Genomic DNA, 23786 nt, shown 5'->3' with positions numbered 1-23786 from the left:
GTTATTTTTAAAAAGCATTACTTCTTATCGCTTCAACCTCATCCACAGAGATTGCAAGTTGTTTACCCAACTGACGGGAGCCATTATCGGTAACTACATAATCATCTTCTACACGGATTCCTCCAAAGTTTCTATACTCCTCTACTTTATCATAATTGATAAACTCTGAAAATTGATTGGTTTCTTTCCATTGATCAATCAGTTCCGGAATAAAATAAAGTCCTGGTTCTATGGTCAGCACATAGCCTGACTCCAGCGCTTTACCTAACCTCAGGGATTTTAATCCGAATTGAGTGGTATTCTTTTTCAATTCATCAGTATATCCTACATATTGTTCGCCCAGGTTCTCCATGTCATGAACATCCAGTCCCATCATATGCCCCGTACCACATTGAAAGAACAAGGCATGTGCACCCTGCCCAACAGCATCTTCCAGATTTCCTTTCATCAGTCCAAGTGATTTCAGGCCTTCTGCCAGACTAAGGCAGGATTTATAGTGAATATCAATATAACGCACTCCGGGTTTCAGGGCTTTTACCGCTTCCTGATAGGCATGAAGTACGATGTTATACGCATCCTTTTGTGCCGGAAGGAATTTTTTTCCCGCCGGAAAAGTACGGGTAAGGTCGCCGGCATAACCCATTGGCGTTTCTGCACCAGAATCATTTAGCACCATATCCCCTTCTTTCAGCGTATTCCTATGAGAATGGTTGTGCAGGATATGCCCGTCAACACTTAAAATAATCGGGTAAGAAAGTTGTCCGCCGGCGTTTAAAGCCACCTGATGAACCGCAGCTGCGATTTCATTTTCCGTCATCCCTGGTCTTGCCATTTGCATGGCTTTAAGGTGCATGTCTGCCGAAATCTCAGAAGCTCTGTCGAGCTCCACAAGTTCTACTGCAGATTTTACAGAACGCTGAGCAACAACCGCCTTGATAAAAGGAACAGATACCGCTTCGTTTAATTGATTGATATTAAGATTCAGTAAACCGGCCAGTTTTATCTTAGCTTCGGCACGGTATGGCGGCAGGAAATGAACCTTTCTTCCCTTTGCGGAGGCAATATAGGTTTCCAGTTGCACAGCTGGAGAAACCAGGGTGATACCCGAATCGTCTGCCTTTGCACGAAGTGTCTTTTGTCTGCCCATCCATACGATGGCATCCATACTCATCTCATCCCCAAACAGGATCACTTTATCTTCATCTATATCGATGATGGCATTGAGCCCTGGTTCCTGAATTCCAAAGTAATAAAGAAAAGTACTGTCTTGTCTGAAATGATAAGTGTTATCAAAGAAGTTCATCGGACTCTCTTCATTTCCTAAAAAGAGCAGGATTCCGGAGTTGAATTGCGTAGCGAGTTGTTTTCTTCTTTCTATATATTCGTTTTTATGAAACATATCTGATGGTTTTAAGATGTTATCTCAAAGTTAGGAAAAGTTCATATGGTTAGTGGAGGAGTCTGGATTTTTATATCTTCTTTATACCTGTAAACCGGTAGTTTTTTATACTGGTTTTCCACGATTGCAAGTCACCTGCCGGCTTTTTAGTTTTGTCGGAATCTATTTCGATACTACATCTATATTAAACAAATTACATTATGATCATGAAAAAAGTACTTTTTTCTTTTGTTGCAGCTGCAGTTCTGTTTACCATGAGCATCAACAGCGCAAATGCCCAGGACTACAAAAATGCAATTGGTGGCCGTTTTGGTAACGCCAATGGAGTAAGTTTTAAAACAGCACTTAGTAAAGGTGCAATGCTTGAATTAATCGGAAACTTCAGAAGCAATAGCGGTGTGACCTACCTTAATGTTACTGGTTTATACGAAGTTTACAACCCAATCAAAGGTGTTGAAGGTTTTAACTGGTTTTATGGTGGTGGTGCAACTGTTGGAGCTTACAAAATAAAACATGGTGGCGGCAGCGATATTTATTTATCTGCTAATGGGGTTTTAGGATTGGATTATAAATTTAAGGGAGCACCAATCAATTTGTCATTGGATTGGATTCCGGCACTACAAATTACTCCAGATACGGAATTCTGGGGTGGTGATATAGGTTTGGGTGTACGATTTACGTTCTAAACGTAAAAGAGTTACATCAGTATTTCTGATGATATAAAAAGGCGAAGTTTAATGACTTCGCCTTTTATGTTTTCTATAATAGAAACAGGATTGTAGCCAGACAAACCTTCTCATTGAGATTTAAATTCAGGCAAAAATGGTCAAAAAAGAAAGAACTTTATATTTTAGCAAAAAAATAAAGACTTTTTAATTCAAAATATATCATGTCAGTTTCAAAAGCTTCAATTGCCGATTTATCAGAAATATTAACGTTAGTAAATATCACCTACAGAGGGGAATCTTCTACAAAAGGGTGGACTAATGAAAATTCTTTTATTGGAGGGGATATCAGAGTTGACGAAGAAGCTTTAACAACCTACCTTACCAATCCAGACATCTGCATTTTAAAATATACAGATGCAAACCGACAGATTATCGGCTGTGTGAATTTACATAAAAAGGAAGGAAAGGTACATCTGGGCATGTTTGCCGTGAATCCGGAACTTCAATCTGCTGGAATTGGAAGTACCTTATTGAAGGCCGCTGAAGTACATGCCAAAGAGGTAAACTGTAAGGTAATTAATCTGACTGTGATAGCAGGCAGGGACGAATTAATAAGGTATTACGAGAGAAGAAACTATATAAATACGGGGAACAGCTTTCCTTTTCCTATTGAGCACCATAGGTTTGGTATCCCATTAAAAGAGGTAATATTGATGGAAATGGAAAAATCTATCGAATAATTACTTGCTGGTGTAGCGTTATCCCTAATCTTTACGTTTTCAGAATTAAACACTTATTTTTTCTAAATTATGAAATATCTCTCTTTACTCTGTTTTATCATTCTTTTCTCTGCATGCAAAAAGGACGAAACATACGGTCCTTTGAACCTTAAAAATGGACAAGAAGTGGAATTATTAGTAGATCATCGCTATGAATCAGTCAATGATCAATTGTTAATTATGCCACAGAATAAATCGGCAGAATTATCCCTGCACGGATTTGCTGACAGAAAACCTGGTTACACTTATCGCGTCAAAGCACGATTCAATATAGAAAAGAATCCTCCTCAGGATGCTTCCGACAGATGGTTTAATTTCGTCCGGGTCATCAGCTCAGAAAAATACCAGGGGAATGAGTCGTTTGACATCTCGTTAATCAAATCGTATATACCAGGCGGACCATTTATTGCAATCAATAAAGAAAATGAGCAATATCAATATGTTCAGAAAGGCTTGCAACTGACCTATGCCAACCAGGAAGTGAAGGCTCAATTGGAGGAAATCTGGCGAAATGTACTGGAAATGAGAGAGAGTTGGACAAAAGATAAAGGACAAATCTATCCAAAGTGGAAGTCTATCAAAGCGACCGTAATCCACGATCCAGCTAATTTCGGAAAGGCTTATTTAGTACAGCGGATCGAATTTACGAAATAGGCTATTCCACGTTTATCTAAAGTTTAAGCACATTTGCAGGAATCTACGTTCTTTTAACAGGTTCCTGCTGTACCCTTGTCCCGAAATTTCATTATAATTGAATTGAAGCTTATTAACCGAAGATAAATAAACTTCAAAAAGTAAAAGAATAAAAACATCAAGCTATTTTCTGATAGATAAAATTAATCCGGGCCCATGTTTATAAGAAAACCAAAAAGTACTTACATCTTCCTGATTACCCTATTTTTTATCATCGTTGGTCTCGTTTCCTGTAAAGTTGCCCGTTTTGTCTATTACAATTTTGCAGATATTGGAGATTATAAAAAATTTCCATCCCGAAGTTTAAACAACACCGGTCAGAAATTCTCTTTCTATCAAACAGAAAAGGGCAAATTTCCAAAAAACATCAATCCTGATCAGCATGGAGAAGTTCCCTTTGATCAATATCTGGAAGAGAACAATACTGTAGCGTTTATGATCATTCAGAACGACACCATTCAATATGAAAAATATTTCCAGGGTTACAATCAGGCGGCTATTGTTCCCTCCTTTTCTATGGCAAAGTCTGTTACCTCTATCCTGATTGGTTGTGCCATCAATGATGGTCTCATTAAATCAATAAATGAACCCGTTACCAATTATATTCCCGAATTAAGAAAAAATGGTTTTGAGAAAGTCACACTCGAACATCTTTTACAAATGACGTCCGGATTGCAATTCAATGAAGGTTATAGCAATCCATTTGGGGAAGTAGCCACTTTCTATTACGGTACAAATCTAAGAAAAGCTACCACCGAATTAAAACTCAAACGAGCCCCGGGTGAAGCCTTCGAATATGTAAGCGGAAACCCTCAGATACTTGGATTGGTACTGGAAAGGGCATTAAAGACCAAAAACATCACAGCCTACCTACAGGAAAAAATATGGCAGCCATTGGGTATGGAATATGAGGCCAGCTGGAGTCTGGACAAAAAGAATAATGGACTGGAAAAAACTTTTTGCTGTATCAATGCCAGAGCCAGAGATTTCGCCAAGATCGGCCGGCTTTACCTGAATAAAGGAAATTGGAACGGCCAGCAGATCGTACCTGAAAGCTGGGTCAGACAATCTACAAAAGTAGATACCAGCAAAGGCAGCGCCTGGTATTATCAATACCAATGGTGGCTGCCCACAAAAAACGGTGATTTTATGGCAGCCGGCATATTAGGACAATACATCTATGTAAATCCGGCTAAAAACCTAATCATTGTGAGGCTGGGTAAGAACAAAGGAACAGCGAATTGGGAACAAACCTTTGTCAATATTGCAACTGGATATTAGGTCACAATCTCCGTTATTTATCTGCTTTTTTCTCTTTCAAAAGTTTAAAAGACGTGGCTTTAAACCGGCCATCAACCACTTTACCGGTAACTTCAGCTTTTCTGATTTTATTGCAAAAACCATCTTTTGCATGCGCATCACCGTGGTCGTCAAGACCCGTTCCATCCACAAAATAAGCATGCCCACCAATACGAACAGCAAGGTCACATTCTTTTCCTTCCATGCCGAATTTACATTCCCCACAAGCAGCTTCTACCACCTGAGTTTTTTCTTTGGCCGATGTAACAGCTTCCTTTTTCACTTTCTCCTGCGCCTGGGCAGCAATGGCAAAGCAGGCAAAAAACATAAAGACAATTATCTTTTTCATGGTTATTAAACTTTTCATAAACTTAATTATAAATCTCCCAATACGCCAAAGCGGCCTGAATTATTTTTAGCCTACCTGGCGGAACGATTTCGGCGTAGCCTGCATTTGTCTTTTGAAAAATATATTGAAGTTAGCCGGATATTCGAAACCGAGGCAATAGGCAATCTGAGCCACATTCCATTCCGTATGTTTCAACAGTGCAATAGCTTCGGTAGCAATTCTTCTGGAAATATGTTCTGAGGTGGTTCTGCCGGTTACTTCTTTCACCGCATGGTTCAAATGGTTCACATGTACCGAAAGCTTATGCGCAAAATCGTGTGCAGTTCTGAGTTCCAGAACATGATCCGTGGAGCCGATAGGAAACTGACGTTCCAAAAGCTCCAGAAACAGGGAAGTCAGCCTTACCGAAGCGTTATTCTCTTTGAAATAAGTATCTGCTGGCCTTACTTTTAAAGCTTCATGCACAATGAGATGAATGTAATTGCGCAGCATTTCATATTTATGTACATATTCCCCATCCAATTCGTCCATCATCTTCATAAAGATGTCCATAAAGGTCTTTTCCTGTTGTTCGTTGATATTGATCATCGGGCAATCGTGAATTCTCCACAGCAGGGACTCCCTCAGGCTCTCATTTCTTTTATGGATGAAATTTTCTGTGAACAGGCAAAAGTAACCCGATTGGGTATCAGAGGTACATTCCCATGCATACGGGATATTGGGATTTGTGAACAACAGTGCTCTGCCGTTTACTTCTATCCGTTGATTTGGATAGTGAAGGGTACCGGAACCTATAATGAGGGAGATTTTATAAAAGTCCCTGCGGTTATAAGGCGTTGGATGTAAGGTACACACAGTAGACCTTTTAAAAACACCAAAATGGCCGATATCATTCACCATCTCTAAATTAGGAATACGGATATCCGGACGGATCTCCTTTAGCCAGTCATAGTAATCCTGAAGACTTTGCGTCTTATGCGCTAAATTCAGGTCTAGGTTTTTAGTTAACATTACTTTAATCACTATATAAAATTACGGTTTGATCACGTTACCTTCACGAAGTTCTTCAGATGGTTCCGTAACAATTTCATCACCAGCATTAAGTTCACCAAAAATCTCGGTTTTATCATCTGTTAACCTGCCTTTTTTAACGTTTACCTTTACGGCTTTATTTCCTACCACCTTCCAGACAAAAATTCCTTCGGCGGTTTCCAGGACTGCTTTTCGGGGAACAGTAAAGGTACTTGCATTCGCAGGAAGCGGAATATGAACCTCTGCTACCATTCCAGGTAAGAGTTCTTTGCTGGTATTGGGCACATCTATCTCCACCCTTTCTGAACGCAGGCGCAAGTCTAAAGCACCGGACAAGCGTTTAACTTTTGCGGTAAAGATTTTTTCCGGCATAGACTTTACACTGAAGGTCACTTCATGTCCATCTTTCAGATAGCCGGTATACACTTCCGGAATTGAAACCGCCAGACGAAGGTTTTTCTGTTCCTGTAAGGTGAACAAGGGAAATTCAGATCCTTTTCCCGAGGGGCCGACATAGGCACCTAAATTCACATTCCTTGCGGTGATGATGCCGTTAAAAGGAGCCCTTATTTCGAGATAATCCCTGATATTGCTCACTTCTTTATAAGAAGCTTTAGCGGCTTCAAATTGAGCAAGATCAGAGTTTCTGCGCGCAACAGCCTGGTCCAGGTCGTTCTTGGAGATCGTTCCTGGAGTTTTACTCGTTTCGTACAGGCGGTCGTAATTTGCTTTACTGGCGGTATACAAAGCTTCCTGGGCTTTCAATCTGGATTGTGCAGCAGCAAGCTGTGAATTGGTTTCAGGAGCTTCCAGTGTCATCAATAACTGGCCTTTAGTCACCTCCGATCCGATGTCAACCTTTAAAGTCTTCACAAAGCTGCTCACCTTGGCATATAGGTCTACCTGCTGGAAGGCGCTCAGTTCTCCCGGAAGCTGTAAAGCGGTGGAAAGTTTTTCCTTTTCCAGTTTAAAAGTAGCGATAACAGGCTTTTTTTCTGCAGTTACGGCTTCTTTCTTTGCGCTGGCCGTACAGCCGTTAATGATGCTCAACAGGGCTAAGCTCCCTGCTAAGATCATCGTATTTTTTGTGGTGTTAGTTCTCATTGGTGTATATTTTTATAGGGCTAAACTCCTTATTTATTATTCTTCTAATCCTTTGATGTAATGTTTACTTTCTTTATCCTCAGGATCCAAAGAGATGGATGCCGTTGATACTTTCCCTTGTACCCATGCAAAAACAAGAGGTAAAATAATCAGAACTGCAAAGGTTGAGGCGATTAGACCTCCGATCACAGCTCTTCCCAAAGGAGAAACCTGATCTCCACCCTCACCGTGTCCGATGGCCATAGGTAACATTCCGGCAACCATTGCCACACTCGTCATGATAATTGGTCTGATCCTTAAAGCTGCCGCCTCTCTGGCCGATTCCAGCGCATTTCCATTGTGCAGGCGCAAATGTTCGGCATTGGTAATGAGCAGGACTGCATTGGCAATAGATACTCCGACCGACATGATGATTCCCATGTACGACTGTAAATTTAGCGTTGATCCGGTAATTTTCAATAACAAGAGTGCCCCCAAAACCACTGCAGGAACAGTTGTCAGGATCACCAATGGTACTTTAAAGGATTGGAAATTGGCAGAAAGCATCAGGAAGATCACTACGATTGCCACAAGAAGCCCTGATTGTAAACTTCCCAGTGTTTCGTCCAGTACTTTAATCATCCCTACCGGCTGCACAATCAGTCCGCGGGGCAGCTCACCTACAGATTTAATGGCTTTATCCACGTCTTTGGCAGCAGAACCAAGGTCCATTTTATTCAGGTTTGCGGTGACAGAAAGGTAAGGCATTGCACCTAAATTATCGTTTTCACCATAAGTAGTATCAGAAGTGATGGTGGCCACGTCACTTAATACCGGCCGGTTCACATTTCTCAGCAATGGAATCTCTCCAAGATCTTCTTTACTATTCATCTGGTTAAAAGGCACCTGAACCTGAACACTATAGGCAAGGTTGATCTTTTCATCTATCCATATATTCTTATCAGTATACCTCGATGAAGAAGTCGAAGCCACAAGGGATCTCGAAATATCAGTCAGGTCTACACCCAGCTGTGCCGCTTTAACCCGGTCGATATTGACGTTCAATGAGGGGTACTTAATGGCTTGTGCCAGCTGAATATCCCGCAGATAAGGAATGGTTTGCAGTGCTTTCATCACCTTTCTGGCATAAACTTCATTCTGGGCTTTATTCTTACCTGCAATGCGGACCTCTACCGGAGTTGGAGAACCCTGACTCAGCACCTTATCCGTAAGTTCAATGGGTTCAAAAGAAAGTTTCACATCAGGCTCCAGCTTTTTTACCCGCTCTCTCAGCTGATCTTTAAACTCTTCCATATCCTCATGGTAGTCCTTAAATCCTACCTGAAAAACGGCTTCATGCGGACCGGCCATAAACAGATAGATGGGGTTTACAGAGAATAGAGCCGGGTGTTGTCCTACATATACAGAAGAAATAGACAAGTGTTCCGGACCAACAATGTCCTTTAGTTCTTTCAGGATCACCTGAACCTTTTCTTCCGTCCGTTCTAATCTCGTCCCGTCCGGCGCGCGCATTCTCAATTGAAACTGACTGGAGTTTACTTTAGGTAAAACATCTCGTCCGATATTACTCAATAATAAAGCAGCAGCACCGATAATCAGTACCAGATAACCCAATACCACAATTTTCCGATGTGGCATGATGCGGTCGAGGAAGCGCATGAAACGATTTCTAAAGCGCTCAAAAAGAGAAACTTTACCATCATCATTAAAATCTTCACGTTCTACCAATACCTTCTTTTGATTTAAAGTATCTTTTTCCGATTCCAGGCTCAATCCGGTTTCTTTAAACACCGCTTCATCTTCTGTGATCTCCGCACCATGTGCTTTCGCTTTTTTAGGATGAGCAACCATCAGCCAGTTGGCCATGATGGGTACAAATGTTTGCGACAAAAAGAAAGAGACGATCATGGAGAAACCAATAGCCAGGGCCAGCGGCAGGAATAACGCACCCGGAATACCCGACATGGTAAATGCAGGTGCAAATACGGCCAGGATACAAAACAGGATCAATAATTTAGGGAAAGCGATCTCCTTACAGGCATCCCAGATGGCCAGGGCCTTGGGTTTTCCCATATCAAAATGCTGGTGAATGTTCTCAATGGTTACCGTGGATTCGTCGACCAGAATCCCGATCGCCAATGCCAGTCCGCTTAAAGACATGATGTTGATGGTTTGTCCGAAGAGCTTTAAAAACAGTACCCCTGCCACAATAGAAGTTGGAATGGTCAGGATTACGATCAACGCTGCTCTTTTATCACCCAGAAACAAAAGTACCATCAGACCGGTAAGCAAAGCACCGATAACACCTTCACTGATGAGACTTTTCACCGCATTGATCACATATACCGACTGGTCAAACTCGTAGGAGAGTTTGACATCTTCAGGCAAGGTATTCTGGATCGCAGGCAGATTTTCTTTGAGCTTACTTACCACATCCCAGGTCGAGGCATCTCCGGATTTGGCAATGCTCAGGTATACGGAACGCTTGCCATTGATCAGCGCATAACCCGCTGTGGCATCCGCCCCATCCTTTACCACGGCCACATCACGCAGGTACAGGTTTTGTACGCCTCCTTTAAACAAAGGGATATTTTCAAATTCTTTAACTTTCTGTATGGTATAGTTTGTTGGGGTCAGGTAGTTTTGGTTGCCCATACGTACATTCCCTGATGGGGCAGTCTGGTTGTTCACCTTAATGGCTTCCACCACCTGATCTACCGTCATGTTATGCGAACGTAATAATTCAGGGTCAACATTGATCTCGATCGTTCTGATGTTTCCTCCAAATGGTGCCGGCGATAATAATCCGGGGATCGCGGTAAAGGAAGCACGTACATAAGTATTGGCAAGATCCTGTAACTCATTATTAGAGCGTATGGGACTGCTCAACACCAATTGTCCGACCGGCAGAGAGGAAGCATCAAACCTGATGATAAAAGGCGGCTGGGAACCGGGAGGGAAAATCGCCTGTGCCCTGTTCGATAAAGCACTGAGCTCTGAGGCCGCCTGTGCCATGTTCGTTCCCTCATAATAGGTCAGCTTCATCAGCATCAGCCCCTGCACATTTTTAGTTTCAATAGTTTTTACCCCGCTGGCAAAAAGTAATATATTGATGTATTGCTTCCCGAAATAAGCTTCCATTTGGGTAGGTGTATATCCACCAAAAGGGTGCGCAATATAAATCACCGGAAGGTTCATTTTAGGTAAAATATCTACCTTGATATCTTTGATGGCACCAATTCCGAAGAAGAACAATCCGGCAACAAGTACCAGGATGGAGATCGGTTTTCTAAGTGCAAAACGTATTAAATTCATGTAGGGAGCTAATTAAAATTCGTTGATAAACAGGTCAAAATTTCCAAGTGCAGCAGATTTAAGCAGCAGGGCCTGCCATACATTCGTATAGGCAATATCGCGGTCTGTTTCTGCCCGGTTAAGGGTATATAAAGCCTGAGTGAGGTCTACAATAGTGCTGAGCCCATTTTTGTACAGGGTGTTTTTTTGCAGGTAGGCAGCTGAAGCCGCTTCTACCTGCACTGGTGCTTCGTTATAGTTGTCGACCGCATTTTTCAGTTTCGTATCCGCAATGGCTACCTGGGCCTGCAATTGCTGCCCGGCCAGTTCATATTCGTTTTGCAATCCTTTGGAAAGGTATTCCTGTGCCCTCACCTGAGGATGTGTTCTCAGAATACTGGTCAGGTTCCAGACCATTCCAAGGCCGACCAGGTAATTGCCTCTTACCGGATTGATGCCATCGCCATAATTCTGTGTAAAGGCATTTTGATTTTGTGCATAGGCGGAACTGAAACCCGATCCCCTGCCCTGCATCACCCCAAATAGAGAAAAAGTAGGGTAATAAGATTTACGGAATAGTTTTACCTGTTCATTGCTCAGTTCTACCCTGTTTCTGTAATATTTTAACAAGGGGTGGGCATTTTCATTGAGCATGCTATCGGTATAGAGGACCGCAGGAACACGTGTGATGGAAGCGGTATCCAGCACCAGATCGGTAACAGTAATGCCCATCAGTACACCTAAACGGTTTGCCTGCTCCTGCTCCAGGTCTTTGGCCTTGGTTAGGGCGATTTTTGCACTGGATACTTCGGCCTTTGCCAAAGAAGAATCCACTCCTGCTATCAATCCATTGGAAGCCCGGATAACCGCGGTATTTTTAAAAGTGATGGCACGATCCAGGTTCCGCTCCTGCGATCTGCGGAGCCGTTGTGCGGCAAGCAGGTTCAGGTAAGCGGCGGAAACGCGGATCTCGTGTTGAAATTTTTCCTGTGCCAGGTCATTTTCATCACGTTTAAGGATTGTTTGGGCAACCTTAATCTTCTCTCTGATTCTGCCGAAGGTAAAAAAGTCCCAGTTTACATTGGCCAGGTACAGGGCTCCAAAAGCAGCATTCCAGTTTTGACGGTCAAGCGATGGACCACTGGAAGCAACACCTAAGCCGCCTAAGCCGTAGGAAGGGCCATTTTGTCCGTTAATTGTTCCATAATCCTGCTGTGCAGACAAACTCAGGTTGGGAAGGTAATCCCGGCGGGCCTGCTGAACGCCTGCTGCGGAAGCGCTCAGATAATTCCCTTTTGCTTTAATACTGCCATAGTTATTTAAAGCAGTACTGATCGCGTCTTTTAGTTTGAGCATTTGTGCATTTGCTCCCGAAACACCAAGCGTCAAAATAGCGCATAGTGTGATCACAAATAATAAAGGTTTGGGCATGGTGTATGTTTTACACCACAAATGTATCTGCTGCCTATAAAATCAAAGTATTCAGTTCAAACCAATAATTATGAAATTCAAACAATTGTGCTGCTTTGTCATTAATGACATTTCTATTACAAGTTACAGAAAGTTCCATGCTTTTACATGAGAATCCTGATGTTCCTTTTTCTGGATTTCATTAAACCTGCTGATCAGCTCCGGATGATTTGCCGCCTGATCCCGGCTTTCATTCCTGTCGGTTTTCAGGTTAAAGAGCTGCCATGGGCTTTGAGGATCTTTTTTTACGTTCACACGGACTCCCTTCCAGTCTCCCATCCTGATGGCTACCTGTCCGCCTTTTTCAGGATATTCAAAATAGAGGTATTCATGTTTCTTCTGTTTATCATTTTCCCCTCTTAGCGTCGGAAGAAAAGAAATGCCATCTGTATTTTCTATTTTTTGTCCGGTCAGCTCTGCCAGTGTGGCCAGAAGATCGTATTGTGCGGAAACCAGGTTTGTGCTGCCCCCCCCTTTGATTTTCCCGGGCCATCTTACCAGAAAAGGCTCCCGGATTCCACCTTCATAAAGGTCCATTTTCAGCCCTCTTAAGCCATCTACACTATTGAAAAATTTAGGATTTACCCCGCCATTAAATGTTGTTCCGTTATCACTGGAAAACATTATGATGGTATTTTCATCCAGCCCCAGTTCTTTGATCCGCTGCATGATGATCCCAACCTGTGTATCCAGAAAGGTGATCATGGCTGCATAGGTGGAGTATGGATATTTATTAGCGGCATAGCCCTGCTGTCCATAATAAGGTTTTTCGGCGAATTTCCCGATGTATTTTTTCACTTCTGCATCCGGTGCCTGCAAGGAAACATGTGGAAGTGGATAAGGCAGGTATAAAAAGAAGGGCTGGTCTTTACTCTTATCAATAAAGGCAAGGGCTTTCTCCGTCATCTTTTCCGGTGCATAGACCTTTCCTTTATAATACTCAAAGTCCTGGTCTGTTGCTTTTACAGAATCCAGCGGTTGGTGTACATTGATAAAGGTATTTTCCAGGGTATCCCACTTTTCATTTTCCCATAAATGGGTCGGGTAAAAGCTATGCGCCTGCTTTTGATCCAGAAGACCATAATAATAATCAAAACCCTGTTTCAATGGAGATCCCTCGGTAGCGTTCATTCCCAGGCCCCATTTCCCTACTAAAGCGGTTTTATATCCCGCCTGCTGCATCAGGTGGCCAACAGTAAATGTACCCGCTTTTAAAGGCATCTGCCCGCGTTCGGTACTGTCGGGAAAGCCCCCTAATTCAAAATTCCCACGGATATAGGAATGGCCACCATGTTTACCGGTCATGAGCATCGCTCTGGCAGGCGCACAAACAGGTGTTCCGGTATAATGGTTATTAAACTTCATCCCCTGACCGGCCATTTTATCCAGGTTTGGGGTTTTAATCTTCTTTTGGCCATAAGGTCCGGTCTCGGCATAGCCCAGATCATCGGCATAGATGTAAATGACGTTTGGTTTTTGCGATTGCTGCTGACTGAAGACGGTGCTACATTGCAGGAGAACTCCTGCGATTAAACTTATTCGTTTCATAACTTTCCGCTATTGATGATACGCAGGCCTTTAGATCTGGTATCTGAAACCGCAAAATGACTGATTGCCGGAATACCTCGGGAATCTATAATGTTCAGCCTGATCTTTGCAGCATTTACATATTTAGATAACGAAATGATCTTACATGCACCGATTTCGGTTCCTTTATAAACCGATTCCCAGGCTCCCTCATTCCAGATCTCTACAGAGAACTTTTTAATATGAAAATTCCTGATGGTGGAGAATCCATCTTTCAGGTTCACCATATCCGGTTGTTCCATAATGGTAATGCGGTTTATTTTTTTGTTCAGTTCCATCTCTAATGAAGCAATGGAATCCCCTGCAGCCCACCAGGTCTCCAGGCTATAATCATTGGCCTTCTCCGCAGTTCTTTTTGGATCATTTGCCGTGCTTGAAGCGACGATTGGCAGGTTAAAAGCAAGATTTTCATAACCGGAAGGCAAAGGTTTCTTACCGCCACGGATTCCAATCCGCTGTGCCAGTTCAAGAACTCTCAACCGCTCATGCTCCCTGATCCGGCCGTGTTGATCTGGCGGAACATTCAGAATCATGATGTTGTTATTTGCAGTGGTCCAGTAAAACAGTTCTTCCAGCTCATCGACTCCCCTGGCTGGCAATTGCTCTTTCTTCTGAAACCAGTTCCAGCGGTCAGAAAGACACAGCGTATGCTCCAGGATCAGGTAATGGTTTTCGTTCTGGTAACTGAACAATTTGGGGTCGTCCCACCTGGCCAGGTTTGGGTCTTTTGTGCGGAAATCTACCGGCCAGAAACGAATAGGATCTCCCGGCTGCATGTCCTGAGGAGATTGGATAGCAGTTATTTTCTCTTTTTTACCAATGGTATGATTTACAGTAACCAGACATCCTGGCTGTAGCTTTTTGATATGTGCATATACTTCCGGTAATTTCCAGTCCTCATCTTTCTTTGCCCATCCGCCATCAAACCACAATTCACAAATGTCTCCATAATTACTGAGCAGTTCTGTGAGTTGATTTTTCATAAAATTAACATAGGCATCCGGATCCGGATTATGATGTGAAGGCTCATGTCTGTCCCACAACGAATAATACAGGCCGAGCTCAATTCCATATTTTCTACAGGCTTTTGCAACCTCCGCTACCACATCGGTTTTTACCGCTGAGGAGGCTACATCATAGTCTGAATATTTACTATTCCAGAGTGCAAATCCATCATGATGTTTGGTCACCAGGATCACATATCTGAACCCCGCGTCTTTTGCAGTTTTAACCCATTGATCACAATCCAGCTGATCCGGCTGATAAGAGGAAACAGGTAATTTTCCATCAGACCATTCTGTCTCGTTAAAGGTGTTCAATCCAAAATGGATAAACATTCCATAACCTCTTTTGATTTGAGAAAGCTGTAAGGTGGAAGGATTCTGGGCTTTTGATGCAGAGATTAGAAAAAACTGCAGGGCCAGGAATAACAGGAAAGAAGTCCTCATTATTCCAGATTTGCTGGAAAAAACAAACATAAATTCTGGTTTAGTTGGTTGTTGGTTTCAAATGTATTGGTGGTGTGTTTAAACGAAAATAAAGAATTCTTTCGTATTTCTACTATTCCTTTACTCATCCTGCAGAATCGCTATAATTTGCTTAAATTTGTCCCCTCATTTAACTCCCGGCCCATCATGAAAAATAATAAACTGCTCCAGATCCCACCTTTACCCGCAGTTTTATTGGCCATCATCAGTGTTCAGGCCGGGGCAGCAATAGCAAAAGGTCTTTTCCCTGCAATTGGTCCGGCGAGTACCGCTTCACTCAGAATAGGTTTATCAGCCGTCATCCTGCTTATCGCCAACAGACCTGACCTCAGAAAACTGACTAAAATACAATGGAAAGCGGTTGCACTATATGGTCTGGTATTGGGTGCTATGAACCTGATATTTTATATGGCGATCAAGAGGATTCCACTTGCATTAGGGGTAACATTGGAGTTTATTGGTCCGCTGTTATTGGCCGTAATCAACTCCAAAAAAATGATGGATTACCTCTGGGTATTGCTTGCCGCAGCAGGAATTGCATTGATTGCACCCTGGTCGGAAAAAGGGCTGGATTTAATTGGAGTCATACTGGCCTTAGTTGCCGGCGGATTATGGGCCACCTATATTGTGCTGGGAGGCAGAATTTCTAAAATAATGAAAGGAGGAGATGCCGTTTCCGTAGGAATGATCTTCGCCACCCTATTGGTTGTTCCTTTCGGAATAGCGAGCGGAGGATTCGGCAACCTGACACCAGGCCTGCTTTTAATGGGTGCAGCGCTTGCCCTGTTATCCAGCGCCATTCCTTTCACCCTGGAGATGAGTGCACTAAGCCAGATGCCGGCACGTACATTTAGCATCCTGATGAGCCTTGAGCCTGCCGTTGCGGCTTTATGTGGAATTGTGTTTTTACACGAGCACCTTTCCTTCCTGGAATACCTTTCTGTTGCGCTTGTCATCATTGCCAGTGCGGGTGCCACAATTACTTCAAAAAAGGAGACATTATAATTCAATTTTGAGCGTTATCTTATAGAACTATTTTCATGATGCAAGATGACGAACCTCGTAGAATATCAAAGAGCAGCTCCTGATCCTTTACTGTCCGACTTCATAAAATGCTATTGGTCAGTACACAATCCCGATGAACAAGAAAAAATTTTCAGCATCCTTCCTGACGGATACTTTGACTTGCTTTTTCGTGCAATCAAAGGAGAGTCTGTCCGACTGTCGTTAAGCGGATTATGGAACAGGGAAACGGAGTCTGTAGTGCCGGGAAACAGCATCGTTTTTGGAATCAGTTTTAAGTTACCCGCCTCTGAATATGTACTGAAAGAAAGCATTGCGGAACTGGTCAATACGGAAGTAGATTTACCCGCAGATTTCTGGGGATTAACCATATCAGACTTAACCAATTTCGACGACCTGACCAATATACTGGAGGAGAAGATCCGGCAGCGCCTATGCAAAAATACCGACAATAGAAAGCTACACCTCTTTGCTACCTTATACGCCACCAACGGTTCCATTACTGCGGAAGAAGTTTCCAATACAATTCTTTGGAGCAACAGACAGATCAGCCAGTATTTTAAAGATCAGTTTGGAATTTCCTTAAAGTCTTACTGCACGATTTTGCGTTATCGTGCTTCCTTTGATCATCTCAGTGAGAAAGAACGCTATCCGCAACAGAATTATAGCGACCAGGCACATTTCATCAGGGAGGTCAGAAAGTATTCGGGAGTAACGCCCAGTGTGCTTGCTGAAAATGAAAACAACCGATTTATACAATTATCAACCCTTAAGAAGAAATAATTTTGCAGTATATAAATTATACTAAAGAATTATGGAAAAAATAACTGAAAAAACCAATGTCATCACCTGGTTCGAAATTCCGGTAACAGATACCTTACGGGCAAAAAAATTCTACGAAACCATTCTGGATCTTCAGATGTATACCCAACAGATTGGGGACGAGGAACTGACCTTTTTCCCTTCTACTCCCGGGGTAATTCAAGCGACATCCGGCAGGGTTACCGGAGTTCTGTTAAAAAACGAATATTCCAAACCATCTCAGGACGGAACTGTTGTTTATATCAACGCCAGTCCTGATCTTCAGAAAGTGCTCGACAAAATCGGTCCCTCTGGAGGAAAGGTAATTGTACCCAGAACAAAAATTCCGGCCGGCTATATTGCTCAGTTTATAGATACTGAAGGAAACAGAGTCGCGCTGCATTCAGAACATTAAAAATAAAAACTATGAAAGCAATCAGACTGCATGATTATGGTACTCCGGAATCTTTAGTAATTGAGGATGTTCCTGTACCGGAAATCAAAGGAAATGAGGTATTGGTGAAAGTTCATGCCGCATCTGTTAACCCTATCGATTGGAAAAAGGGTTCAGGGGCGATGAAAGAAATCTTCCCGGTTCATTTCCCCTGGATTCCAGGTGAAGATTTTGCAGGTACGATTGCTGCCATAGGAAAAGAAGTACATGATTTTAAGGTCGGCGATGAAGTTTATGGTGATACCGGGCATGGTGGGGCTTATGCTGAATATGTAGCCGTTAAGCCCGGTATCATCGCTAAAAAACCCACCGCTTTATCCTTTTCAGAAGCGGCATCGGTGCCTGTTGTAGCTGAAACGGCATGGCAGGGATTGTTCAAATATGCAAAACTGGAAAAAGGACAAACCATTCTGATCCATGGCGGAGCGGGAGCGGTAGGTGCTTATGCGGTTCAATTTGCACATCTGATCGGTGCCAAAGTCTTTGTGACCGCCTCAGCAACAGACCAGGACTTTTTGAAATCTATTGGTGCCGACCAGGTATTGGATTATAAAACAACCCGTTTTGAAGAGGAACTGAGCGACATTGACGTGGTATTCGATCTTGTTGGCGGAGATAACCAGCTGAGGTCTTTCAAAGTAATGAAACCCGGTGGCATATTGGTGGCCAGCACTCAGCCCATTGATGAAGAACAGGCCGTCAGGCATCAGGTAACTGGAGTTTTTATGGACATGAAGCCCTCCAGAGAGGGGTTGAACCGAATTGCCGAGCTGCTGGACAATGGTGAATTACGAACCACTATCGCCAATACTTATCCCCTGGAGCAGGCCTCCTCTGGCTGGAACGATATTGCCGGCCGCCACTCAAACCCTGCCGCATCAACTGTACCAAAAGAAAAAAGCAGAAACGGAAAAACGGTGCTACAGGTGATTTAAATTTATTGGTCTAACTGTGGGTAATATGCTGCTTTCTATACCTGGATGGAGATAGTTTTGTCACATCCTTAAATTGCTTGCTGAAATTCGGCCAGCTGTTATATCCGCTATCGTAGCAAATATCCAAAACAGGACGATTGGTTTCGCGCAATAGTTTACAGGCGCGGCCAATCCTGATTTCCCGTATAAAATCAAAGTAGCTTTTTTTGACATTCCTTTTGAAGAACCTGCAGAAGGAAGGAATAGACATTTTGGTGATGTCAGCGACCTCTTTCAAAGAAATGGGATCCAGATAATGTTTAAATGAGTACTCAATTATGGTTTCTATCACTGCATTTTCCTCTCCCCCCGCCAGGGTGCCAGAAGCGGTGGTAATAATTTTATGCTCCGCTGAGGTACTGATTTTTCGCATGCAAGTCAAAAGCAGCTGAATCCGGTCCAGCCCCTCCGCCCTCTCTATTTCCCTGATCAGTAAGGCCACTTCATCAGACAATGCTCCTTGTAATTGAATTCCTTTATCTTTGTTTTCCAACGACCTGCAAATGGGCTCCACCTCCGGTAAGGATAGAAAAATATCGCCCATAAAGTCTTTCAAAAAATGGATCACAATAGCACTTCCAGTCATCTTTTGCTCCGATTTCCGAAACCAGTGAGGCAGATCCGGACTCAGAAAGAAAACATCCCCTTCTTTATACTCTCCAATATAATCTCCGATTAATGCCGTCCCGTTCCCCTCGGTAATCAGAATTAACTCGCATTCCAGGTGTTTGTGCCATGCGGTTTCAAAATCAGGTGTCTTATAGGTCCGGCATGCAAAAGAATGACGTTCTTCCACATGGATCTTCTGGATAAGGGTCTTCATTAAATATTTGGTTATTTAACTACTATATTAACCATAAATCCTTTATTTATCAGTAAAAAATGATCAGATAACGTATTTTTTTTAATAAATAGCAGTTGAAGGGCGCCTGGATTAAGTTGTACATTTAAATTTAATGAACAATTTAAGTATGGAAGACAATACATATGACGCAATTGTAGTTGGCTCTGGTATCAGTGGCGGCTGGGCGGCAAAAGAGCTTTGCGAAAAGGGCCTGAAGGTTTTAATGCTGGAACGCGGCGGGCCTTATGATCATATTAAAGACTATAAAACTGCCCAGAAGAACCCATGGGATTTCGATCACCGGGGAGGGACCACCGTTGAACAAAGGAAAAAACTTCCGGTTATTCATCGTGGATGGGCTGCATCAGAATCGGTAATTGATGCCTGGGCCAATGAAGAAGATTGTCCTTATACGGAGATCAAGCCTTTTACCTGGTGGCGCAGCTACCGCATGGGAGGTCGTTCTATTTTATGGGGAAGACAATCCTATCGCCTGAGCCCGATGGATTTTGAAGCCAACGAAAAAGAAGGCATCGCCATCCCCTGGCCTATCGGTTATCAAGACCTCGCCCCATGGTATGACCATGTGGAGAAATTTGCCGGAATCAGTGGCTCTAAAGAAAATCTTCCCCATCTGCCTGATGGTCACTTCCTGCCTCCTATGGAACTGAATTGTGTAGAAAAGGATGTGGCCGCCCGCTTGAAAAAGCATTACCAGGAAAAACGCCACCTGATTATCGGAAGAACAGCAAACCTCACTGCCGCAATTCCCGGAAGGACAAAATGTGAATTTAGAAACCGTTGCTGGGAAGGCTGTCCATTTGGTGGTTATTTCAGTACCCAATCTTCCACCCTGCCTGCGGCAATGAAAACAGGAAACCTCACCGTAAGACCATACTCCTTAGTTACACAGGTTTTATATGACCAGGACAAAAAGAAAGCAACCGGTGTAGAGGTTTTAGACACGGAAACCAATAAAACATACGAGTATAAAAGTAAAATTGTCTTTTTATGCGCTTCTACTTTAAATACGGCCTGGATTTTATTCAATTCTGCCACCAAGATATGGCCTGGAGGACTGGGTAGCAGTAGTGGCGAACTTGGACATAATGTAATGGACCACCACTATAATATCGGCGCTCAGGGAACGGTTGAAGGTTATGAGGATCAATATGTTTACGGCAGAAGGGCAAACGGTTTTTATATTCCCCGTTTTGTCAATTTATCCGGCGACAAAAGGGATTACCTGCGTGGATTTGGCTATCAGGGTGGTGCAAGTCGTCAAGGCTGGGGCAGAGAAATAGCTGAATTGACTATGGGCGGCAATTTTAAAGACGCCCTGACCGAACCTGGTCAGTGGACCATTGGAGCGACTGCTTTCGGGGAGATCCTTCCTTACCATGAAAATAAGATTTCATTAGATAAAACCAGGAAGGACAAATGGGGTTTACCGATCCTGGCCATGGATGCAGAATTAAAGGAAAATGAGTTGAAAATGAGAAAGGATATGCAGGAAGAGATGAAGCAGATGTTTGATGCAGTGGGTATAAAAAATGTAAGTACCTGGGATGGCGGCCATGCCTTGGGCCATGGTATCCATGAAATGGGCACCGCACGAATGGGAAGAGATCCAAAAACATCTGTATTAAACAAATGGAATCAGATCTGGGATTGCATGAATGTATTTGTAACCGACGGGGCATGTATGACTTCTTCAGGCTGTCAGAATCCTTCATTAACTTATATGGCTTTAACCGCGAGAGCTGCAGACTATGCAGTAAGTGAATTAAAGAAAAATAACCTTTAACCCTATGGAAAGAAGAGAACTTTTAAAAATGATTGCCTTACTGACCGGGGGTGTAATGATTGGTGGGAATGCGTTGCTAACCGGCTGTAACCAGGGCCATAACACCCTTAAAAACAATTTTTTTACTGAAGATGAAATTGATTTTTTAAATGAAGTTTCAGAAACCATATTGCCGGAAACTGGCAGCCCCGGAGCAAAAGCAGCCAATGTGGGACAATTTATGTCGGTCATGGTAAAGGATTGCTATGAACCAAATGATCAGAAAGCCTTTCAGGAAGGAATAAAAAAACTAGATCTGGCCTGCGAAAAGATGCATCAGACCGGCTTTATGAAAGTCAGCCCGGAACAGCGGCTTTCCCTATTGCTTTCACTGGAGAAAGAAGCAAAAACATATCAATTAAAAAAACCTGAGCTTGAAGAAGCCGAGCGGAAGAAAAACAAGGACTTTCCGGGTTTACCAAATCACTATTTTATCATGATGAAACAGTTGACAATGCTGGGTTACTTTACCTCTGAAGCAGGTTGCACAAAGGCATTGCGCTACATTGCTGTGCCGGGCAGATATGAAGGCTCGGTTCCCTATAAGAAAGGAGACAAAGCCTGGGCCTGATAAAATTTTGAAATTCTTTTATATCGCCAGAAAGCCCATCAGCTCTTCTCTTTCTTCAGCTTCCAGCTCAATAATTCCTTCGATAACATGGAACAGTTGCGCCCTGTCTGAAGAATTAAGAAGCACGTGGATTAGCCTTACAAAGGCTTTCTTCTGGTCGATACTTAAACCACTGAACAATTTCGGCTGAATTTCATAAATGACTTTCAACGTTTCCACCAGATCATGTCTTTTGGATTGCTCTTCTGCTTCAAACTTTGGCAGTACACCTTCCAGCTCGTATTTTTCTATCAGTTTATTGGAAAACTCTTTCAAAAAGGGTCTTCTTTTTGTTCTCAGCAGCTCATTGATCTTTTTAATCAGGTATTTATATTCTGAGGAAGATTTGGTACGGCTGTATAGCTTAACCTGGGCATCATGATCGGAACTGCTGAAGTCAAACTCATTGAAAAATTCACTTTCAATGAACACACTGTGGTAGTATTCGTCGGCTTTTTTATTCAGCGTGGTATAGTCCTTATAGACCTCCTGTCCTTTGTGGTTGATGAAGTAATTTTTAGATAATTCCTTATGCAGGGATTCTTTCCATTGGATAAACTTGACCTTAAATACGGTATTGCTATCCGGATAACGGAAAATCAGGCCTTCTTCGTAATCAATGATATTGTCCTGATAAGTTAAAGGCACTCCATTGATGATAATGGAAAATCCCCTGTTTTTATTCAGCTCCAGAAACCAGCAAAACTCGGCCTGTAAATAAGGAATGATGCTGAGCTCTATAGCTTCTTTGGAAAGCTGGATATTTGAAAAAGAAACAGTAGTTCCGGTTGTTGCGGTTTTTACATTCTCGTTGATCAGCACTGACTCATAATTATTGAGTCCGCCAACTGCCACCTGAATGCTTCCGTTTTTGTAAATACCCTGCTCCTCGTAAACCGTGTTCCATTCTGCATGATGTGCAAACGTAAAAAAGGTCAGCCTCCCTACCCCATTCTTTCCATGCATTGTGGATTTATGCAGGTGAATGCGTTGTTCCATGGCTTTTTCCGATTCATAAAAGGGATTAAACTTATCCTTTAAATGAGAGAAATTTATTCCATAACCGTTATCAGACACTTTCAGGCTTTCTAATGTTCCCAGTTCATTGTGAGTATAATCAATCCGGATGGTGTCTGCTTTTGCATCAAACCCATTCCAGATGTACTCTGCAAGCGCCTGCTTTTCATTATAAAGACGCAGGACCTTTTTTATGCCTGTAGAAGTAATGTTTACATGATTTGCCATATGCGGAATGTTAGGATCAGGAAATACAAAGTTAAAATTATTTAACTATCCTTTTACCGAAAGGACCATTTCATAATGCTCCACCCTGGGGAAAGGATCATAATACTTATGCAGCAGGCTTTTCCACTCCTGGTATTGTGGAGATTGCCTGAATCCTACAGTATGGTCTTCTAAAGTATCCCAGTTGACCAGCAAAAGATACCGGCTGGAAATCTCCAGGCAACGTTGCAGCTGATGCCCCTGATAACCTTTCATCGAAGAGATGATCCGGCACGCGCTTGTAAAGTCACGTTCAAAGGAATTTGTTTCGGAAGGAATCACGTCCAGTACGGCGACTTCTAATATCATTTTTTTTCTCTTATATAAGTGATGTACATCAAATCCGGTGCGACAGTCAGATACGGTTTAATCAGGCTCACAATCTGGCCCTGATGGTATCCTGAATGAATGATGAGGTGAGTTAGTATATCCGAGACGCTGGTCTCGTACTGAACTCCTTTGGTATTGTAATAACGGACTTTTTTACTCAGGTCCTCCTCCTCAATAGCATGAAGGAAATCAGTCAGCAATGTTCTGTTCAGTTCCAGCTCCTGTTTCCATTGCTCCATATCGAAATGTGCCCAGACCTCTACGTCCTGCATTTCTCCAACCAGTCGGCTTCTCCAGATACGCGTGGCAGCCAGCAGATGGTTAAACAGATCCTGCGCACGCTGGGGAATCTCCGTTGCGTTTTGCATGGCATGGAGAAGTCTGGTATTGGTCCAGTAATCAAACTCCAGCAAATTGAAAAAATAATCCTTCATAAATTTGAGTTTATGAAGGACAAGT

The 23786-nt window shown here is 42.8% G+C and carries 22 protein-coding genes; 10 read left to right on the top strand and 12 right to left on the bottom strand.

Annotation, left to right across the window (positions count from 1 at the left end; translation table 11 throughout):
• Nucleotides 1-7: 7 nt before the first annotated feature.
• A complete protein-coding gene (locus BFS30_RS19555; protein ID WP_069380833.1) occupies nucleotides 8-1399 on the bottom strand; it encodes an aminopeptidase P family protein in 1392 nt (463 codons plus the stop codon).
• Between the two features lie 206 nt (nucleotides 1400-1605).
• Here BFS30_RS19555 and BFS30_RS19550 point away from each other — a divergent pair, with 206 nt between their 5' ends.
• The 4 genes from BFS30_RS19550 to BFS30_RS19535 all read left to right on the top strand — a co-directional run bounded on the left by BFS30_RS19550 (nucleotide 1606) and on the right by BFS30_RS19535 (nucleotide 4820).
• Entirely contained in the window at nucleotides 1606-2085 is a 480-nt protein-coding gene (locus tag BFS30_RS19550; RefSeq protein ID WP_069382545.1) for a hypothetical protein, read from the top strand.
• Between the two features lie 203 nt (nucleotides 2086-2288).
• Nucleotides 2289-2807 carry a GNAT family N-acetyltransferase gene (locus tag BFS30_RS19545; RefSeq protein WP_069380832.1) on the top strand — a complete coding sequence of 173 codons (519 nt, stop codon included), beginning with the start codon at nucleotides 2289-2291 and terminating at the stop codon, nucleotides 2805-2807.
• Nucleotides 2808-2876: 69 nt separating this feature from the next.
• A complete protein-coding gene (locus BFS30_RS19540) occupies nucleotides 2877-3500 on the top strand; it encodes a hypothetical protein (RefSeq protein WP_069380831.1) in 624 nt (207 codons plus the stop codon).
• A gap of 195 nt (nucleotides 3501-3695) precedes the next feature.
• On the top strand, nucleotides 3696-4820 hold the full coding sequence (locus BFS30_RS19535) for a serine hydrolase domain-containing protein (RefSeq protein WP_069380830.1): 1125 nt from the start codon (nucleotides 3696-3698) through the stop codon (nucleotides 4818-4820).
• A gap of 13 nt (nucleotides 4821-4833) precedes the next feature.
• On the opposite strand, the gene BFS30_RS19530 is transcribed toward BFS30_RS19535, so the two are convergent.
• The 7 genes from BFS30_RS19530 to BFS30_RS19500 all read right to left on the bottom strand — a co-directional run bounded on the left by BFS30_RS19530 (nucleotide 4834) and on the right by BFS30_RS19500 (nucleotide 15152).
• The gene (locus BFS30_RS19530; protein ID WP_069382544.1) at nucleotides 4834-5187 is read right to left on the bottom strand and encodes a DUF6370 family protein; all 354 of its coding nucleotides are present in this window, start codon (nucleotides 5185-5187) and stop codon (nucleotides 4834-4836) included.
• Nucleotides 5188-5253: 66 nt separating this feature from the next.
• A complete protein-coding gene (locus tag BFS30_RS19525; protein ID WP_069380829.1) occupies nucleotides 5254-6198 on the bottom strand; it encodes a helix-turn-helix domain-containing protein in 945 nt (314 codons plus the stop codon).
• Between the two features lie 21 nt (nucleotides 6199-6219).
• On the bottom strand, nucleotides 6220-7323 hold the full coding sequence (locus BFS30_RS19520; RefSeq protein WP_069380828.1) for an efflux RND transporter periplasmic adaptor subunit: 1104 nt from the start codon (nucleotides 7321-7323) through the stop codon (nucleotides 6220-6222).
• Between the two features lie 36 nt (nucleotides 7324-7359).
• Nucleotides 7360-10638 (bottom strand): efflux RND transporter permease subunit, encoded by a 3279-nt coding sequence (locus BFS30_RS19515; RefSeq protein WP_069380827.1) that lies wholly within the window; start codon nucleotides 10636-10638, stop codon nucleotides 7360-7362.
• 12 nt (nucleotides 10639-10650) lie between these two features.
• On the bottom strand, nucleotides 10651-12048 hold the full coding sequence (locus BFS30_RS19510; RefSeq protein WP_083252122.1) for a TolC family protein: 1398 nt from the start codon (nucleotides 12046-12048) through the stop codon (nucleotides 10651-10653).
• 123 nt (nucleotides 12049-12171) lie between these two features.
• Nucleotides 12172-13635, bottom strand: coding sequence for an arylsulfatase (locus BFS30_RS19505; protein ID WP_069380826.1), 1464 nt, complete (start codon nucleotides 13633-13635; stop codon nucleotides 12172-12174).
• Nucleotides 13632-15152 carry an alpha-L-fucosidase gene (locus tag BFS30_RS19500; RefSeq protein ID WP_069380825.1) on the bottom strand — a complete coding sequence of 507 codons (1521 nt, stop codon included), beginning with the start codon at nucleotides 15150-15152 and terminating at the stop codon, nucleotides 13632-13634. The genes BFS30_RS19505 and BFS30_RS19500 overlap by 4 nt, the downstream gene beginning before the upstream one ends.
• 156 nt (nucleotides 15153-15308) lie before the next feature.
• Between BFS30_RS19500 and BFS30_RS19495 the strand changes: the two genes are divergently transcribed.
• Genes BFS30_RS19495 through BFS30_RS19480 form a run of 4 tightly spaced genes read left to right on the top strand, consistent with a single transcriptional unit; the run spans nucleotide 15309 to nucleotide 18374 of the window.
• Entirely contained in the window at nucleotides 15309-16166 is an 858-nt protein-coding gene (locus BFS30_RS19495) for an EamA family transporter (RefSeq protein ID WP_069380824.1), read from the top strand.
• Between the two features lie 45 nt (nucleotides 16167-16211).
• Complete coding sequence (locus BFS30_RS19490; protein WP_069380823.1) at nucleotides 16212-16967, top strand: helix-turn-helix domain-containing protein; 756 nt, start codon at nucleotides 16212-16214, stop codon at nucleotides 16965-16967.
• Between the two features lie 31 nt (nucleotides 16968-16998).
• On the top strand, nucleotides 16999-17400 hold the full coding sequence (locus tag BFS30_RS19485; protein WP_069380822.1) for a VOC family protein: 402 nt from the start codon (nucleotides 16999-17001) through the stop codon (nucleotides 17398-17400).
• Nucleotides 17401-17411: 11 nt separating this feature from the next.
• A complete protein-coding gene (locus BFS30_RS19480) occupies nucleotides 17412-18374 on the top strand; it encodes an NADP-dependent oxidoreductase (RefSeq protein WP_069380821.1) in 963 nt (320 codons plus the stop codon).
• Nucleotides 18375-18384: 10 nt separating this feature from the next.
• Here the strand turns inward: BFS30_RS19480 and BFS30_RS19475 are convergent, their stop codons facing one another.
• Nucleotides 18385-19236, bottom strand: coding sequence for an AraC family transcriptional regulator (locus BFS30_RS19475; protein WP_069380820.1), 852 nt, complete (start codon nucleotides 19234-19236; stop codon nucleotides 18385-18387).
• Between the two features lie 148 nt (nucleotides 19237-19384).
• Here BFS30_RS19475 and BFS30_RS19470 point away from each other — a divergent pair, with 148 nt between their 5' ends.
• Both BFS30_RS19470 and BFS30_RS19465 read left to right on the top strand, forming a co-directional pair.
• Nucleotides 19385-21064: a GMC oxidoreductase gene (locus BFS30_RS19470; RefSeq protein ID WP_069382542.1), complete on the top strand. Its 1680-nt coding sequence runs from the start codon at nucleotides 19385-19387 to the stop codon at nucleotides 21062-21064.
• Nucleotides 21065-21068: 4 nt separating this feature from the next.
• The gene (locus BFS30_RS19465) at nucleotides 21069-21674 is read left to right on the top strand and encodes a gluconate 2-dehydrogenase subunit 3 family protein (RefSeq protein WP_069380819.1); all 606 of its coding nucleotides are present in this window, start codon (nucleotides 21069-21071) and stop codon (nucleotides 21672-21674) included.
• An 18-nt stretch (nucleotides 21675-21692) separates the two neighbouring features.
• Here BFS30_RS19465 and BFS30_RS19460 read toward each other — a convergent pair whose 3' ends face one another.
• The 3 genes from BFS30_RS19460 to BFS30_RS19450 are packed head-to-tail and all read right to left on the bottom strand — an operon-like array spanning nucleotide 21693 to nucleotide 23761.
• Nucleotides 21693-22958: an ATP-binding protein gene (locus BFS30_RS19460; RefSeq protein WP_069380818.1), complete on the bottom strand. Its 1266-nt coding sequence runs from the start codon at nucleotides 22956-22958 to the stop codon at nucleotides 21693-21695.
• A gap of 45 nt (nucleotides 22959-23003) precedes the next feature.
• The gene (locus BFS30_RS19455) at nucleotides 23004-23306 is read right to left on the bottom strand and encodes an antibiotic biosynthesis monooxygenase family protein (RefSeq protein ID WP_069380817.1); all 303 of its coding nucleotides are present in this window, start codon (nucleotides 23304-23306) and stop codon (nucleotides 23004-23006) included.
• The gene (locus BFS30_RS19450) at nucleotides 23303-23761 is read right to left on the bottom strand and encodes a DinB family protein (RefSeq protein ID WP_069380816.1); all 459 of its coding nucleotides are present in this window, start codon (nucleotides 23759-23761) and stop codon (nucleotides 23303-23305) included. Before BFS30_RS19450 ends, BFS30_RS19455 begins: the two co-directional genes overlap by 4 nt.
• Between the last annotated feature and the right edge of the window lie 25 nt (nucleotides 23762-23786).

Origin of the sequence: Pedobacter steynii (genome assembly GCF_001721645.1) — a bacterium.
In the GTDB taxonomy this organism is placed as follows: Bacteria; Bacteroidota; Bacteroidia; order Sphingobacteriales; family Sphingobacteriaceae; genus Pedobacter; species Pedobacter steynii_A.
Note: the sequence above shows the minus strand (reverse complement) of the source record. Positions and strands in the feature narration are given on the sequence as shown.

What these genes read in the sequence shown, in the direction of transcription:
- BFS30_RS19500 (WP_069380825.1), bottom strand. Translation starts at nt 15,152, where the DNA reads ATGTTTGTTTTTTCCAGCAAATCTGGAATAATGAGGACTTCTTTCCTG.
- BFS30_RS19480 (WP_069380821.1), top strand. Translation starts at nt 17,412, where the DNA reads ATGAAAGCAATCAGACTGCATGATTATGGTACTCCGGAATCTTTAGTA.
- BFS30_RS19555 (WP_069380833.1), bottom strand. Translation starts at nt 1,399, where the DNA reads ATGTTTCATAAAAACGAATATATAGAAAGAAGAAAACAACTCGCTACG.
- BFS30_RS19495 (WP_069380824.1), top strand. Translation starts at nt 15,309, where the DNA reads ATGAAAAATAATAAACTGCTCCAGATCCCACCTTTACCCGCAGTTTTA.
- BFS30_RS19460 (WP_069380818.1), bottom strand. Translation starts at nt 22,958, where the DNA reads ATGGCAAATCATGTAAACATTACTTCTACAGGCATAAAAAAGGTCCTG.
- BFS30_RS19510 (WP_083252122.1), bottom strand. Translation starts at nt 12,048, where the DNA reads ATGCCCAAACCTTTATTATTTGTGATCACACTATGCGCTATTTTGACG.
- BFS30_RS19545 (WP_069380832.1), top strand. Translation starts at nt 2,289, where the DNA reads ATGTCAGTTTCAAAAGCTTCAATTGCCGATTTATCAGAAATATTAACG.
- BFS30_RS19490 (WP_069380823.1), top strand. Translation starts at nt 16,212, where the DNA reads ATGACGAACCTCGTAGAATATCAAAGAGCAGCTCCTGATCCTTTACTG.
- BFS30_RS19485 (WP_069380822.1), top strand. Translation starts at nt 16,999, where the DNA reads ATGGAAAAAATAACTGAAAAAACCAATGTCATCACCTGGTTCGAAATT.
- BFS30_RS19535 (WP_069380830.1), top strand. Translation starts at nt 3,696, where the DNA reads ATGTTTATAAGAAAACCAAAAAGTACTTACATCTTCCTGATTACCCTA.
- BFS30_RS19505 (WP_069380826.1), bottom strand. Translation starts at nt 13,635, where the DNA reads ATGAAACGAATAAGTTTAATCGCAGGAGTTCTCCTGCAATGTAGCACC.
- BFS30_RS19450 (WP_069380816.1), bottom strand. Translation starts at nt 23,761, where the DNA reads ATGAAGGATTATTTTTTCAATTTGCTGGAGTTTGATTACTGGACCAAT.
- BFS30_RS19515 (WP_069380827.1), bottom strand. Translation starts at nt 10,638, where the DNA reads ATGAATTTAATACGTTTTGCACTTAGAAAACCGATCTCCATCCTGGTA.
- BFS30_RS19465 (WP_069380819.1), top strand. Translation starts at nt 21,069, where the DNA reads ATGGAAAGAAGAGAACTTTTAAAAATGATTGCCTTACTGACCGGGGGT.
- BFS30_RS19550 (WP_069382545.1), top strand. Translation starts at nt 1,606, where the DNA reads ATGAAAAAAGTACTTTTTTCTTTTGTTGCAGCTGCAGTTCTGTTTACC.
- BFS30_RS19525 (WP_069380829.1), bottom strand. Translation starts at nt 6,198, where the DNA reads ATGTTAACTAAAAACCTAGACCTGAATTTAGCGCATAAGACGCAAAGT.
- BFS30_RS19470 (WP_069382542.1), top strand. Translation starts at nt 19,385, where the DNA reads ATGGAAGACAATACATATGACGCAATTGTAGTTGGCTCTGGTATCAGT.
- BFS30_RS19475 (WP_069380820.1), bottom strand. Translation starts at nt 19,236, where the DNA reads ATGAAGACCCTTATCCAGAAGATCCATGTGGAAGAACGTCATTCTTTT.
- BFS30_RS19530 (WP_069382544.1), bottom strand. Translation starts at nt 5,187, where the DNA reads ATGAAAAAGATAATTGTCTTTATGTTTTTTGCCTGCTTTGCCATTGCT.
- BFS30_RS19455 (WP_069380817.1), bottom strand. Translation starts at nt 23,306, where the DNA reads ATGATATTAGAAGTCGCCGTACTGGACGTGATTCCTTCCGAAACAAAT.
- BFS30_RS19520 (WP_069380828.1), bottom strand. Translation starts at nt 7,323, where the DNA reads ATGAGAACTAACACCACAAAAAATACGATGATCTTAGCAGGGAGCTTA.
- BFS30_RS19540 (WP_069380831.1), top strand. Translation starts at nt 2,877, where the DNA reads ATGAAATATCTCTCTTTACTCTGTTTTATCATTCTTTTCTCTGCATGC.